The following is a 12660-nucleotide window of genomic DNA, read 5'->3' on the forward strand; positions in this document are numbered from 1 at the left end:
GGGGGGTGGGGGGGGGGGGGGGGGGGCCCGGGGGGCCCCCCCCCCCCGGGCGGGGGGGGGGGGGGGGGGGGGGGGGGGGCGGGCGCGCCCCCCCCCCCCCCCCCCACACCACCTTCAGCAGCAGCTTGACGCGGTCCCGCTGGTTGCGGGTTCCGTATCGGCAGCCGGGGTGCAGCAGGCGCTCTCGGCGGTCTTCTCCAACTGCGGGGAGTCGGCCTTGACGGTGTAGACCTCCCAGGGTTCGTTGCCAGGGCCGCGTACCCAGACCTTGTCCTGCAGGGCGTAGCAGCACTGGGTGTTGTTCTCTTCCAGGGTGATGAGGCCGGCGTCGGTGAGGCGCTGGGTGGCGGCGTTGACCTCGTCGGTGCTGAACACCTCGACGCCCAGGTGGTCCATGACGGTGGGTTGGTCGGCCTCGCCCTCGAGGAGGACGAGCTTCAGGGGCGGGTTCTCGATGGCGAAGTTGGCGTAGCCAGGTCGGCGCTTGGCCGGCTCGACACCGAACAGCTTGGCGTAGAAGGCGACGGAGCCTTCGAGGTCGGACACGCGCAGGGCGAGCTGGACACGGGGCATGGTCATTCCTCCTGGCGGTTCAGCGGATGTGACGGTTGGTGAGTGCGGTGGTGCGGGCATGCTCGTAGCGGGCGTCGGCGCGGCAAGCCGGGGTGCACACCTGCCCGCACGATTCGCAGAACGTCACGGCTTGGACGTCGAGGGGACGACGGCGGAACAGCTTGATCATCACTTCATCCTTGCCTAGATGCTTTTCGAAGCAGGACCCACGTTGCACCCTGTTTTGAAATCTGTCAACCTAGAGGCGTGTCGAAACAAGCTCTGCCGGTGGTGGACCTCAACGCGGTCGCCTGCTGCTCCCCGATCGCGGCCCGCCCCATGGACGCCGACCAGGCAGCGGTGGTCGCACCGAGGTTCAAAGCCTTGGGCGACCCCGTCCGGCTGCGGCTGATGTCGATGATCGCCTCGGTTCCCGAGATCTGCGTCTGCGACCTGACCCCGGCGTTCGACCTGTCCGGGCCGACCATCTCCCACCACCTCAGGCTGCTACGGGAAGCAGGCCTGGTCGACTCCGAGCGTCGCGGCACCTGGGTCTGGTACCGGGTGAAGGCGGAGGCGTTCCGTCAGCTTGGCGCGCTGCTGGAGATCTCCGCCGCCCCGGCCGCCGGTGGCAGCGCGTGAGCCTCACCCTGACCCGGCGGGCATCGGCGGAATTCGCCGGCACCGCCCTGCTCGTCGCCGCCGTGGTCGGCTCCGGGATCGCCGCCGCCCGGCTCTCCCCCACCGACGTCGGCCTCCAGCTCCTGGAGAACGCGATCGCCACCGCCCTCGCGCTGGGCGCGCTGATCCTGACCTTCGGGCCGGTGTCCGGCGCGCACTTCAACCCGATCGTCTCCGCCGTCGACTGGTGGCACGGCCGCCGCGCAGGCGCCGGCCTGGCCGTCCGCGAGCTGGCCGCCTACACCGCAGCCCAGATCGGCGGCGCGATCACCGGTGCGGCCCTGGCTGACCTCATGTTCGGGCTGCCCGCCGTAGCCTGGTCCCGCACCGATCGCACCGGTGGGAACCTGTGGCTGCTGAGGTGCTCGCCACCGCCGGCCTGGTCGTCCTCGTCTTCGCCCTTGCCCGAAGCGGCCGCACCGCCGCAGCCCCGGCCGCGGTAGGCGCCTACATCGGCGCGGTGTACTGGTTCACGTCCTCGACCTCGTTCGCCAACCCGGCCGTCACCATCGGCCGGGCCTTCACCGACACCTTCGCCGGCATCGCCCCTGCATCCGTGCCCGGCTTCATCGCGGCCCAACTCGTCGGGGGCCTGGTCGCCGTCGCCGCACTCGCCGCCTGGTACCCCCACGCCAGGGTCGCCGCTGACGCGGTGGTCGTACCTCAACTCACCCCGGAGGGCCAAGCTCGATGAGCGACAAACCCGGCGTCCTGTTCGTCTGCGTCCACAACGCCGGCCTCTCCCAGATGGCCGCCGGCTGGCTGCGCCACCTCGCCGGCGACACCGTCGAGGTCCGCTCCGCCGGCAGCGCACCCGCCGACCAGATCAACCCCGCCGCCGTCGAGGCCATGCGCGAGGTCGGCATCGACATCACCAACCAAACCCCCAAACTCCTCGAATACGCCACCGCCGAATCCTCCAACATCATCGTCACCATGGGCTGCGGCGACGCCTGCCCCGCCTTCCCCGGAAAGCGCTACGAGGACGGGAAGCTCGAAGACCCCGCCGGCAAGGGCGTCGAGGCCGTGCGCCCAATCCGGGACGAGATCCGCAGCCGGGTGGAGAAGCTCCTCACCGAACTGCATCCCACCGCCTGACCAACCCGCCGGAGCTGCCCGTCCGCCCGGTCACCCATTGGGTGGGGGCCGACACTCGCTCATCCGGCCGTTCACACGGCCGGGACAGGTCAACACGGCTCCATGCCCGCAAACTGACGGTGACCGGGTACTGGTTCAACCGGCGCATCGATGGTGTTGGTGTAACGATGGAAGGCGTGGGAGCTGCAAAAACTACAACGCCTGCCATCTCACCGCTTGCAGGCGAGCCGATCAAGCGTGCCGATGCCGAGCGGCTCGCCGGAGTGCTGAAGGCATTCGCCGACCCGGCCCGACTGCGGCTGCTCAGCCTGATCCAGTCCGCCCCCGAGGGCGAGGCGTCCGTAAGTGACCTCACCGCGCCGCTCGGTCTCTCCCAGCCGACCGTGAGTCATCACCTCCGGATCCTCACCGAGGCCGGCCTGCTCGAACGCGAGAAACGCGGCGTCTGGGCGTACTACCGGCTCGTGCCGTCCGCGATCGCAGCGATCGCCGACCTACTCACTCCGCCCCGCAAGCGAGCGACGAAGAAGGCCCGCTGAGCGGCCACCCAATCCGGCGGGCGCCGGCACTGGCGTCCGCACTGGTCACGGCCGCGTCGACCATGTCGGCAAGGTCTTGCCTCATCAACGCGGTGCCTGGGCTGATCGGATCGGGGCGGCTTCCAGGTATACGACTACGACACGAGGTTGCGCATTCGGAGTGCTCCGCTTCGCCCAACGGACAGCAGGGGGTGTGGGCAAGTTCGGGCCGGAGCCGTCGTTGCCCATGTCGCTCTGGCGGATGCCAGACCCAGTCCTGCGGCAGCAGACGGGCAGGCCTGCCCGGAATCCGGCCCACCGCCGGCGGTCCGCTGGCAGACTCGGTCGGTGAGCGCCTTCGGGTGGCGGGGGCGCCTCGGGCCGGCCGTGCCGGTGGCCCCCGGGGCCCGGGTGGACCGGTTCGAGATCTTCTTCGATCTAGTCTTCGTCTTCTCGTTCTTCATCATCACCCGCTCCACCGCGCGGGACGTCAGCACAGGGGCGCTGCTGCACGCCCTGCTGGTGCTCGCCGTGCTCTGGTGGTCGTGGATGGTGCACAGTGTGATCGCCACCCGCGTCCGGCTCGGCGAGGGCTTCGTGCCAGTGCTGATGACGGTCGGCATGGCGGCACTGTTCACCTTCGCGCTCTCGCTGCCACAAGCGTTCCACGACGTGCAAGGCAACGCCGCCGGGCCGGTCGTCGCGGCGGTCAGCTACATCGTGGTCCGCGCGGTGCACCTGCTGCTCTACCTGCACGCCGTACGGAACAGCCCGAACGAGCGCCGGCAGTTGATACGGTCGCCCCGGATCTGGTGGGCAGCACACTGCTGCTGCTGGCCGCCGCACTGATCCCGCCGGCCATGCACGGCGCCGCTGCGGCGCCGCTCGTCCGGGACGGCCTGTGGGCCCTGGTCGTGCTGATCGAGTACTCCATCGGCTTCCGCGCCGGCACCTGGGGCTGGGGCGTCGCTTGGCCGAACACTGGACCGAACGGTACGACCTGATCCTGATCATCGCCCTCGGCGAGTCGGTCATCTCGGTCGGTGTCGGAAGCAACCTGATCGGGCAGCCACCCACCCCAGCGGCCGTGGCTGCGGCGGTGTGCGGCATCTTCTTCACCGCCGCGCTCTGGTGGGCGCACTACGACATGATCGGGCCGGCCGCCCGGATCGCCCTGCAGACGGCACAGGACGGACCCCGGGTCGCGATGGCCCGGGATGCGTACTGGTATTGCTACCTGCCGATGATCGCCGGGATCATCCTCTTCGCGCTTGGCGCCGAGGAGGTCGTAAGTCAGATCACCAACCCGCACATCCCCAACTGGGAGCCGACGCGCGGCCCTGGCGACTCCCTCCTCTTCGGCGGGGTGATCCTCTACCTCTGCGGCAACATGCTGTTCCAGGCGCGGACCTTGCACACGCTGAGCTGGACCCGAGTCGGCACAGTGGGGCTGCTCGCAGTCTGCATCCCGCTGGCCGAGCGGCTGCCGGCGCTGGGGGCCCTCGCGCTGCTGACCATGATCTGCGTGGGCCTGGTGGCCGCCGAGGTGGTCATCTTCGACGAGGGCCGGCGGGCGCTGCGCCAACCGATCTTCGAGGAACGGATGGCCCACGAGGCGCACGAGGCCGCCTACCGGGCCCGTTGGCACGAGCCGAACGAGGCGGACGAGGGCGGATGAAGCAGGACCGGGTCAGGGCGCCGGTGGCGGTGGCCGTGTCCTGATAGGCGGCGACAAGGACGCCGAGACTGTGAGTCGATGAAGGCCACCGGCACAGGGCCCTGGCCAGCCGATCGGGCGAGGCCGGCGCAGCGATCGCTGAGAGGTTCGCCGCCGTGTCCCCGCGGTCGTTGCCGCTATAAGTGCGCGGGTTCGCTCGGGCACACTGCGTCCTGCTTAACCGTTGCCTCGGCAGTGCCGCCCCGATCCAGTGCGCTCTTCTCGGCCGGGGAGTGCTGCGTGCAGGCCGAAGCCGTCACGACTGGTAGGACTCCGGTTAGCGTGGCCCGCACCAAGAGGTGGAGAGAAGCTGCTCCGGCGATCCTGGCAATCGCTGCCCTCGCGTCGTGGTCACTCGCCCGACCATCCCACCTGACACGCGCCGTTACCATCCGCTAACCGGATGCATCAACTGGTCGGTTGCTCGGCAGGTGCTGGCCGCGCAGCCGCCGTCGCTGGAATGCTAGAAGGCGCCGAGCCGACCTAGGCCGGGCATCACCGCCCCCAGGGGAGCCGGCTTCCGTAGTTCGTGGGCACCCGAGCGGTGCCCGCAACTGGACCACCAGCCGCCGGCGGGCCTACGCCAACGACCTCGGCGACTTCGTCAGGCACCGGGACCGGGCCTCGGGCGCAGACCAGGCACAACGAATGCAGGCGACCTGCGCGTTACGAGATCAAGTTGTCCACCTCGGTGTGCCTGCCCCGACCCCGCTCGCCCGGCGGAAACCCCTTGACATCTTGTCCGGGCAGCCTCGGCGGTCGTACACCCGACAACGTCGCCGACCAGGGTCCGGAACCCGGTTAGCGTCGCGGAAGTTGTGACCGATGTACACGACATGATTCGGGAACACGAGGAGGGAGACCCAATGGTGAGGCTCAAGCTCCGGTCTGCCGGCGTTGCCGTCGCAGTCGCCGGTCTCGTCGTCGCGTCGACACCCGACGCGGCGGCGGCCACCAGCAAGACCCATGCCGAGGGCATGACTGTGATCGCCACCGGGCTCGACAATCCGCGGGGCCTTGCCGTGACGCCCGAGGGAGTCGTGCTCGTCGCCGAAGCCGGCAGAGGTGGCCAGGCACCGTGCCTCGCCGGCGCGGGCGGCGAGGAGTTCTGCCTCGGCGCCACGGGCGCGATCACCGCGGTCCGGGGACACCAGCAGAAGCGGGTGGCCACCGGGCTTCCATCACTGGGCACGCCGACCCAGTCCGAGGTCCTCGGACCGCACGACATCGCGCTGACCCCAGCCGGGCCGCTGGTCACCATCGGCCTCGGCACGGACCCGCAGCGCCGGGCCCAGCTGGGTACCGCCGGGGCACTCATCGGCCAGACCGTGCGGCTCGGGCCGTCGGGCGCAAACTCCTTCGCCGACCTGGCCGGCTGGGAAGCGGCGAACAACCCGGACAGCGACCAGCCCGGCACCGGGCCCGACAGCAACCCGTACGGCCTCGCGTCGTACCAGGATGGAGCCGTAGCGACCGACGCGGGCGGCAACACCCTGCTGCGCCTCGACCCCAGGGGCCGCATCTCCCCGCTCGCCGTGTTCCCGACCAGCCCGACGCCGAGCCCGTTCGGCGGACCGGACATCCCGATGCAGTTCGTGCCGACCACGGTGACAACAGGTCCGGGCGGCGCGCTCTACGTCGGCCAGCTGACCGGATTCCCGTTCCCCGTCGGCGGGGCGAAGGTATGGCGCGTCGCGCCCGGCCAGGCGCCCACCGTCTACGCCGAAGGCTTCACCAACATCGCCGACATCGCCTTCGACCACAAGGGCAGGCTGCTCGTCCTCGAGATCACCGCCAACGGCCTGCTCAGCGGCGACCCGACCGGCGCGCTGATCCGGGTGGAGCGCGACGGATCGCGCACCGAACTCGCCCGGGCCGGCCTGGTCACGCCCACCGGTCTAGCGGTCGCCCGGAACGGCACCATCTACATCTCCAACAAGGGCACCATGGTCGGGCAGGGCGAGGTGCTGCGGCTGCTCGTGCGCCAATGACCCACTGAGCAATCGCCGGTAGGCCCCGCTCCGTCAACGCGTCCCACCGCCCGGCCTCAAGGCGTCGGCCGGGCGGTGGGACGCGAGGTAAGCAGCGGCCGAGCGGCTCCCGCCAGCGGGCGTGCTGTACAACCTCGCCCCACTCCTATCCCCTCGGGCGGGCCCACTCACGCATCTAACACGGGCAAGGCGAACTCATCCACCGCATCCTCGTCGCCCGCGACCTACGCCTCCGCCTCGCCACCACCCTGCTGCACGTGCTCGAACGCACCGGCGGCCGGTACGGCCTGCAGACCATGTGCGAGGCCGGCGGCACCGCCAACGCGACGATCATCGAGCGCCTCGACACCTGATGGCCGGTCGGACGCGAGCCCCGCCGGTATGCGTCGTCCCGGCCCGCTCGCGGCGTCCTGCTGGAGCGAGCATGCCGATTCAGAGGTCCGGATCGGAGTTCAGATCGCGGGCGAATCCCTAACTGCCCCTCCTGGCGGCCGGACGACCTTTGCCGAAGTTGTAGATCCGGCGCTCCCGGGCGGCCCGTCTCGAGCGTGAGCACATGTGTCGGCGATCATCATTGTCCGGTCACTATCGAGGCTCGATCACCACCCACAGCGCCAGTGCGGTGGCGTTTTCGCGGGCGGGTCGGACGCTGCGGACGACGACTTCAGCCATCCGTGCTTGGCCATGTCGTCGGTTGGATGAACGGCCTTGAGCTGTGGCTGGCCTCCAGCGACCTCGCCTGCCGATATGGGCAACCCCACATCGACAGGCCCTAACCCGCATAGCCTGAACAGAGTCGCCAGGAACGGAACGTCGGGAGGTGACGGTGCGAATTCTGGGATATGCGCATTCATCAAGCGTGTTCGCCCAGCTGCTGGCCACTCGGTCGGGCGCCGCTGTCAAGGCGTCTCAACAGCTGGTGGAAGAGCTCTGATGGCCGGCGACCGCCGAGCGGACCGGCCAGGGCAGAACAAGGCACTGGTCCGCCTGATCGCCTTCGCGGCCATCCTGGTCGGCCTGATCCTGGTCGTGCTGCACCTGCTGCCAGGCTTCCATTCGCGCGCCGCCGTTCGGCGGGACGCCTCGCGTGCCTCTGTCTACCCTTCCACTCCCACGCCGACCGACCGCGGTGTGCGGCCCACCGCCGCACCGAGCCCGACCGTCTCGCTTGAGCCGCTACCATTCGAGGCCAAGAACCTGGACCTGGACGTCGAAGGCTGGTACGGCTGGAGCGTCCTGGACCGCCGCACCGGCGAGATCATCGGCTCGAAGAGCATGGCCGAGACCAGCACCACCGCCTCGATGATCAAGTCTTGGATCGTCGCCGACTATCTGCGCCGTACGGCCGGGGCCGGGCAGACCCCGAGCGACGCCACGCTCGCCGACGCCACCCAGATCATCCGGGACAGCGACAACACCCTGGCCCAGCAGTTCTACAGCGCGCTGGGCGGGGCCACCTCCATCAAGCGGCTGCTGTCGACGTGCGAGCTGACCGACAGCAGCGTCGCCCGCGACGGCAGCTGGAGCAGTACCAGGCTGTCTCCGCGGGACACCGCCCGGCTCGGTGCGTGCATCGCCGACGGCCGGGCCGCCGGACCGAAGTGGACCCGGTGGCTGATCAACGAGATGCGGCTGGTCCGCGGCGAGGGTGACTTTGGCATCCGCAATGCGTTCCCGGCCGCGGAGCGCAAGAGCATCGCCATCAAAAACGGGTGGATCGACCGGAGCGATGAGCGGGAGATACACATCAGCTGCTTGGCCATCGGCGACACCTGGACCATGGGCGTGATGGTCCGTTACCCGATCGACATGGGCTACGAGTACGGCATGGATGAATGCCAGAAAATCACCGAGGCCCTGCTCCGGAGCGACGCTTTCTAGTGCGGTGTCCACTAACGTTCACCGGGTTTCCGGTGCACTGTTGTGGATCCTCGCCGTGTGGGCGAGCGACTCCCCGTCACCGGGTGGTGGGGCGGGCCTCCGCGGGCCAACTGATCCTCTCGCCGCCCGGGGTGGGCGGCGGGGGTCACGCCGGGACTGGCCGGCACCGGGTAGGTGTCGGCCGGCTCGACGGTGCGTGACCACCTTCGGCAGCACAACGGCTGTGGGGGTGGTGGGTCCGCCGCCCGGGGTGCGGGTGGCGATGATGGCGGCCGCGATCAGGTCGCGGTGCCCGGTGAACTGGCAGTGTGGGCAGGACAGGGTCCGGCCGCGGGGTTTCGGTACCCGCCGCAGGCAGGCGGGGCAGGTGGAGGAGGTGCCGCGTTCGTTGACGGGGTCGACGGTGATGCCGGCCTGGACAGCTTTGTCGGTGAGGGCCTGCATCAGGCGGCCGATCTGCCACTGCCGCAGCCGCAGGTTGTGCCGCCGCCCCGCATCCAAATCGAGGACCCCGCGCGGGTTACCCACCCTGAGCACACCGACCCGCTGCTCCACCGCCCACGACACCACGGTGCGGGCGGCTTCGTGCTGGGCCTGCCGGACCCGGCGCCGATGCCGACCCTCCACCAACCGCGCACGCCGCCGGTACTTACGCCACCGCCGTGACCCCATCTGGCCCGGCTTCGGCGCCCGCCGGGAAACAGAGCGGCGGCGGGTTTTCGTGTCGGCGAGGTGCATGCGGTGCTCGGCGCGGATCGCCCGCCCCGACACCAACAGGCCCTCACCGTCCGGGCCAGCCACCGCGTCCGGGTGAATGATGCCCAGGTCGACCCCGGCCACCCGGCCCGGGTCCGGCCCCTCACCGGGCGGATACACCGCGACCGGAACCTCGGCGGTCACGTCGAGGAACAGCCGACCGCCCTCACACAGCAGGGTGACCGACCGGACCTGCTCGACCGGATACGGCACCTCCCGCGCCAACCGTACCCACAACGGCGACGCGCCTTGCGCGGTCGGGATCCGCACCCGCAACCCATCCAGAGTGAACGTGCCGTGATGCCAACGCACCGGCATCAACGCCCGCCGACGACGCGGAAACCGCACCGACAGGTCACCGTCCTTGCGGGCTTTCGCCGCCGCGAACCACGCATCGGAGAACCGGCGCAACACCGACCGGGCACCCACCGAATCCAGCTCACCGAACGTGCCCGGCCCCGACCCGGACAGCTCCCGACACAACGCCTGATAACCGGCCAGCGGCGCGTCGTGGCGGCGGCGTCGCCACGCGTTGATCTCAAGAACGCACGCCCATACGTCACCGGCCGAGCGCAGCAGGCCGAAGCACCGCCGCCGCTGCCCAGGAGTCACCCGCACCGCAACACGCGCGGTCCGGTACACCGCCCTGGGCGCGGCGGGATCCCGACGACGAGGCACGAGCCACACCCAACCCGACGGGTACGACAATTTCCAGCAGCGGCCAACTTGGTGCGTAAGTGGACACCGCACTAGCCGCATCCCGCAGATGAGCCGGCGGGCTCACTGGTGCTCGGCTTAACCCGCCCTGGCGATCCTGCTGTCGTTGACCACCTGCAACCCCATGACGGCGTCGCAGCGCCCGTCGGTCTCGGGGCGGTCATGCGACTGTTCAGCGGCCTCGGTGAACACGACAAGCCCCGCCCGCTACTGCTCACCACGCCGTTCGATACCTGGCACGGCCTACTGGCCGCCCCTGCCCCGATCATCACCGGCGCGGCCGTCAGCGCGGGCTGGTTAATCACTGTGGTGGGGACCTGGGCACCGACGTCAGGTGCGGCCATCGGGCGGGCACGTCGAGCTCTCCCATCCACCGCGGCCGGTTCCGCCCGCTAACCCGAGTCCGCCTCATGTTTGGGAACCCATGGCTTGTAACCTGCAGATACTTGCCTCCGGCAACGGTGGCAGAACTGTCGGGGATGGGTAGCGTGCCATTCATGAACGACGGGCAGCTCGGCGAGGATGCGGATGCTCACGTGAGCGGGCGCATCGCAGCCCGGCCGGTCGTGCTGCTGTCGCAGCACTTCACCGCTGAGGCAGTAACCCCGCTGCGGCACCTCCTCGCCGCGCGGGTCACGGCCGCCGGCCTGTCCGGCGACGACGGTGATGACTTCGTGCTGGCCGTTCATGAACTGGTGACCAACGCGGTGCGCCATGGCGGCGGGTCAGGGCACCTGGACCTTCGGCAGGTGGACGACGTGCTGGTGTGTGAGGTCACCGATCACGGCGCGGGCAACGACGCGCTGCCCGTGGACCTGCCGCCGGTGCACGTGCCGGGCGGCCGGGGGCTCTGGCTTGCCCATCAGTTGACCAGCGCGCTGATGCTGACCCGCAGGCCCGACGGCGTCACCGCCACAGTGAGCGTCTGCCTGACCCGTCAGACGGCCGCCGCCGCGGCGCAGCAGTCCGCTGCCGCCGGTGCGGACGGTAGGGTTGACGCGTCCGCGATGGAGGGTGAGCAGGAATGAATCCGGAGCTGACCTGGCAGCACCAGATCCACGCCGAAGGCGACCGGAGAACGGTTGTGCTGTCCGGCGAAATCGACATGAACGGTGCCCCGCGCCTGCAGGACCTCCTACAGGCGGCAGTCAATAAGGCTGATGTCGTTGAGGTTGACGCGGCCGCGGTGACGTTCATCGACTCAAGCGTCATCGGCGCATTGATCACCGCGCGAAACGCGGCAGCGACAACTGGACGACACCTTTCGCTGGTCAACGCCAGCCCCCAGGTCCACCGGATCCTCGATGTCACCGGCGTACTCAACACCCTGACCGTCAAGCCCGGCCGCCCGTAGACGGCCGTGTAAGCGGGACGTGGTACGCCAGTTCCAGCGAGATAACGATCATGGGAATCGGTGTGAGGCCGGGCGTGGCGAGCAAACCCGAGGAGTCGATTTCGACCCGCGCATGCGTCCACCCCGATACAGGACGCACCAGACTGATGGGCTGCGGCATCGGCGCGGCGGGCGAAGAGGTTAACCGGTCAGCGGCGATCCGCGTCGAGTGCCAGCAGGCCTTGCGCTTGGACGACGGAGACTGACAGGGTCTTGTAGCCGACGTCGTCGAACAGCACGGTTATACGGTCCTTTTCGTACCCCAGGACCATGCCGGATCTCCACTTGGCGTGCCGCACCGTGCTGTGCAGTGGGTACGGCCCGTCTTCCGGGAGCACCTCGGAGGTGCCGCCGTGGCAGTGTCGCAGTGCCCGCAGGGGCGGCTCAACTGCTCTCCCGGGGCGCCACGAACGCGGAGATCGCCGCCCAGCTGTACATCACCGTCGGCACGGTGAAGACGCACCTGGCCAGCGTGCAGGCGAAACTGGACGCCCGGAACCGGGTGGAGATCGCCGCCTGGGCCTGGGAACGCCGGCTGGTCAGCTGAACGCGGCCCCGGGCCCGTGCCTGCGCATGTCCGGGCCCCACGATTACGACGCATTTCGGTGTCGCGGCGGTGTCAGCTGGTTCGATCCGAGGCCGTGGTGCACGGTTGCCCGTCGCACCGCCCACCGTGGCGTGCACGCTGGTGGTGAGGCATCACGCAGGTATGCAGTCTCACTGGCGGCGGGGGGCTTGGGTGGCTTTGCCGGAGCGGTCCCCGGGGGACCTCTTGAGCCCGAGTTCGTGTCGGCGTTCGGCCTCGGACTTAACCGTGGCGAGCGAGGCGGCGACCGTTGCCTCCCATCGCCGCGCGACAACCTCTGCCCACCTGGCGCCCAGCGCCCAGCCGTCGGTGCCCATCTCGCCGGTGTACGTCAGTTGGGTGTGGCCGCCGTCGTCGGTGAGGCAGAAGCGTTCCCGAACGTGCGGCACGGGGCCGCGCACGAGGCGGAAGTCGACGGTGTCGGGGCGGGTGAAGGTAACCGTCTCGACCGTCTGGGTGACCTGGCCACGGCCGACCGGCGTGTGGTGGGCGGCCAGGACCATCCCCTCACCGCGTTCCAGCACCTGGATCTTCTCCTGCTGGGCTCTCGTGGCCCGGCCGAGGTAGGGCTGGGCGATCACGTCGAAGACGAGCTCACGGGGCGCGGCGATGTCGAGTACCTGCGGGCCGAGGGCGCGTGTCCGCCAGCCGATGCCCAGTTCGATGGTGAGCCGGCCGGAGACCAGCGCACGGTACCCGGCCGTGGCCGCCGCCGCGGTCATGGCCGCGATGGTCCAGCCGAGCCGTACCCCCATGATCGCCTCCGATCT

At 69.8% G+C, this 12660-nt stretch carries 16 protein-coding genes and 2 pseudogenes; 14 read left to right on the plus strand and 4 right to left on the minus strand.

Annotated features, from left to right (window positions below; genetic code table 11):
• Window positions 1-114: 114 nt before the first annotated feature.
• Together ACFYM6_RS21370 and ACFYM6_RS21375 are read right to left on the minus strand one after the other, a co-directional pair.
• Window positions 115-573: an ArsI/CadI family heavy metal resistance metalloenzyme gene (locus ACFYM6_RS21370; RefSeq protein WP_387277937.1), complete on the minus strand. Its 459-nt coding sequence runs from the start codon at window positions 571-573 to the stop codon at window positions 115-117.
• A gap of 19 nt (window positions 574-592) precedes the next feature.
• Window positions 593-742, minus strand: a complete 150-nt coding sequence (locus ACFYM6_RS21375; protein WP_387277938.1) for a hypothetical protein — start codon at window positions 740-742, stop codon at window positions 593-595.
• Window positions 743-819: 77 nt separating this feature from the next.
• Between ACFYM6_RS21375 and ACFYM6_RS21380 the strand changes: the two genes are divergently transcribed.
• From ACFYM6_RS21380 to ACFYM6_RS21430, 11 genes and pseudogenes are all read left to right on the plus strand, one after another.
• Window positions 820-1194 carry an ArsR/SmtB family transcription factor gene (locus ACFYM6_RS21380; RefSeq protein ID WP_387277941.1) on the plus strand — a complete coding sequence of 125 codons (375 nt, stop codon included), beginning with the start codon at window positions 820-822 and terminating at the stop codon, window positions 1192-1194.
• Complete coding sequence (locus tag ACFYM6_RS21385) at window positions 1191-1676, plus strand: aquaporin (RefSeq protein ID WP_387277943.1); 486 nt, start codon at window positions 1191-1193, stop codon at window positions 1674-1676. Before ACFYM6_RS21380 ends, ACFYM6_RS21385 begins: the two co-directional genes overlap by 4 nt.
• A gap of 17 nt (window positions 1677-1693) precedes the next feature.
• Window positions 1694-1927 carry an aquaporin gene (locus ACFYM6_RS21390; protein ID WP_387277944.1) on the plus strand — a complete coding sequence of 78 codons (234 nt, stop codon included), beginning with the start codon at window positions 1694-1696 and terminating at the stop codon, window positions 1925-1927.
• Window positions 1924-2331: an arsenate reductase ArsC gene (locus tag ACFYM6_RS21395; RefSeq protein ID WP_387277946.1), complete on the plus strand. Its 408-nt coding sequence runs from the start codon at window positions 1924-1926 to the stop codon at window positions 2329-2331. The genes ACFYM6_RS21390 and ACFYM6_RS21395 overlap by 4 nt, the downstream gene beginning before the upstream one ends.
• 167 nt (window positions 2332-2498) lie before the next feature.
• Window positions 2499-2870 (plus strand): ArsR/SmtB family transcription factor, encoded by a 372-nt coding sequence (locus tag ACFYM6_RS21400; protein ID WP_387278126.1) that lies wholly within the window; start codon window positions 2499-2501, stop codon window positions 2868-2870.
• Between the two features lie 327 nt (window positions 2871-3197).
• Window positions 3198-3698 (plus strand): low temperature requirement protein A, encoded by a 501-nt coding sequence (locus ACFYM6_RS21405; protein WP_387277948.1) that lies wholly within the window; start codon window positions 3198-3200, stop codon window positions 3696-3698.
• A complete protein-coding gene (locus ACFYM6_RS21410; RefSeq protein ID WP_387277950.1) occupies window positions 3662-3853 on the plus strand; it encodes a hypothetical protein in 192 nt (63 codons plus the stop codon). The genes ACFYM6_RS21405 and ACFYM6_RS21410 overlap by 37 nt, the downstream gene beginning before the upstream one ends.
• Complete coding sequence (locus ACFYM6_RS21415; RefSeq protein WP_387277952.1) at window positions 3820-4527, plus strand: low temperature requirement protein A; 708 nt, start codon at window positions 3820-3822, stop codon at window positions 4525-4527. Before ACFYM6_RS21410 ends, ACFYM6_RS21415 begins: the two co-directional genes overlap by 34 nt.
• Before the next feature lie 905 nt (window positions 4528-5432).
• Window positions 5433-6557, plus strand: a complete 1125-nt coding sequence (locus ACFYM6_RS21420) for a ScyD/ScyE family protein (RefSeq protein WP_387277954.1) — start codon at window positions 5433-5435, stop codon at window positions 6555-6557.
• A gap of 233 nt (window positions 6558-6790) precedes the next feature.
• A pseudogene (locus tag ACFYM6_RS21425) lies at window positions 6791-6910 on the plus strand (hypothetical protein); the annotation flags it as partial.
• 580 nt (window positions 6911-7490) lie between these two features.
• The gene (locus ACFYM6_RS21430) at window positions 7491-8438 is read left to right on the plus strand and encodes a hypothetical protein (protein WP_387277956.1); all 948 of its coding nucleotides are present in this window, start codon (window positions 7491-7493) and stop codon (window positions 8436-8438) included.
• Between the two features lie 18 nt (window positions 8439-8456).
• Here ACFYM6_RS21430 and ACFYM6_RS21435 read toward each other — a convergent pair whose 3' ends face one another.
• The gene (locus ACFYM6_RS21435) at window positions 8457-9812 is read right to left on the minus strand and encodes an RNA-guided endonuclease InsQ/TnpB family protein (RefSeq protein WP_387277957.1); all 1356 of its coding nucleotides are present in this window, start codon (window positions 9810-9812) and stop codon (window positions 8457-8459) included.
• Between the two features lie 596 nt (window positions 9813-10408).
• On the opposite strand from ACFYM6_RS21435, the gene ACFYM6_RS21440 reads away from it, so the two are divergent.
• The 3 genes and pseudogenes from ACFYM6_RS21440 to ACFYM6_RS21450 all read left to right on the plus strand — a co-directional run.
• The gene (locus ACFYM6_RS21440; protein WP_387277959.1) at window positions 10409-10939 is read left to right on the plus strand and encodes an ATP-binding protein; all 531 of its coding nucleotides are present in this window, start codon (window positions 10409-10411) and stop codon (window positions 10937-10939) included.
• Window positions 10936-11265 (plus strand): STAS domain-containing protein, encoded by a 330-nt coding sequence (locus tag ACFYM6_RS21445; protein WP_387277961.1) that lies wholly within the window; start codon window positions 10936-10938, stop codon window positions 11263-11265. Before ACFYM6_RS21440 ends, ACFYM6_RS21445 begins: the two co-directional genes overlap by 4 nt.
• Before the next feature lie 424 nt (window positions 11266-11689).
• Window positions 11690-11851, plus strand: a pseudogene (locus tag ACFYM6_RS21450) (response regulator transcription factor); the annotation flags it as partial.
• A gap of 170 nt (window positions 11852-12021) precedes the next feature.
• On the opposite strand, the gene ACFYM6_RS21455 reads toward ACFYM6_RS21450, so the two are convergent.
• On the minus strand, window positions 12022-12645 hold the full coding sequence (locus ACFYM6_RS21455; protein ID WP_387277963.1) for an SRPBCC family protein: 624 nt from the start codon (window positions 12643-12645) through the stop codon (window positions 12022-12024).
• Window positions 12646-12660: the final 15 nt, after the last annotated feature.

The sequence above is a fragment of the Micromonospora sp. NPDC006431 genome, from assembly GCF_042870725.1.
Taxonomy (GTDB): Bacteria; Actinomycetota; Actinomycetes; order Mycobacteriales; family Micromonosporaceae; genus Micromonospora.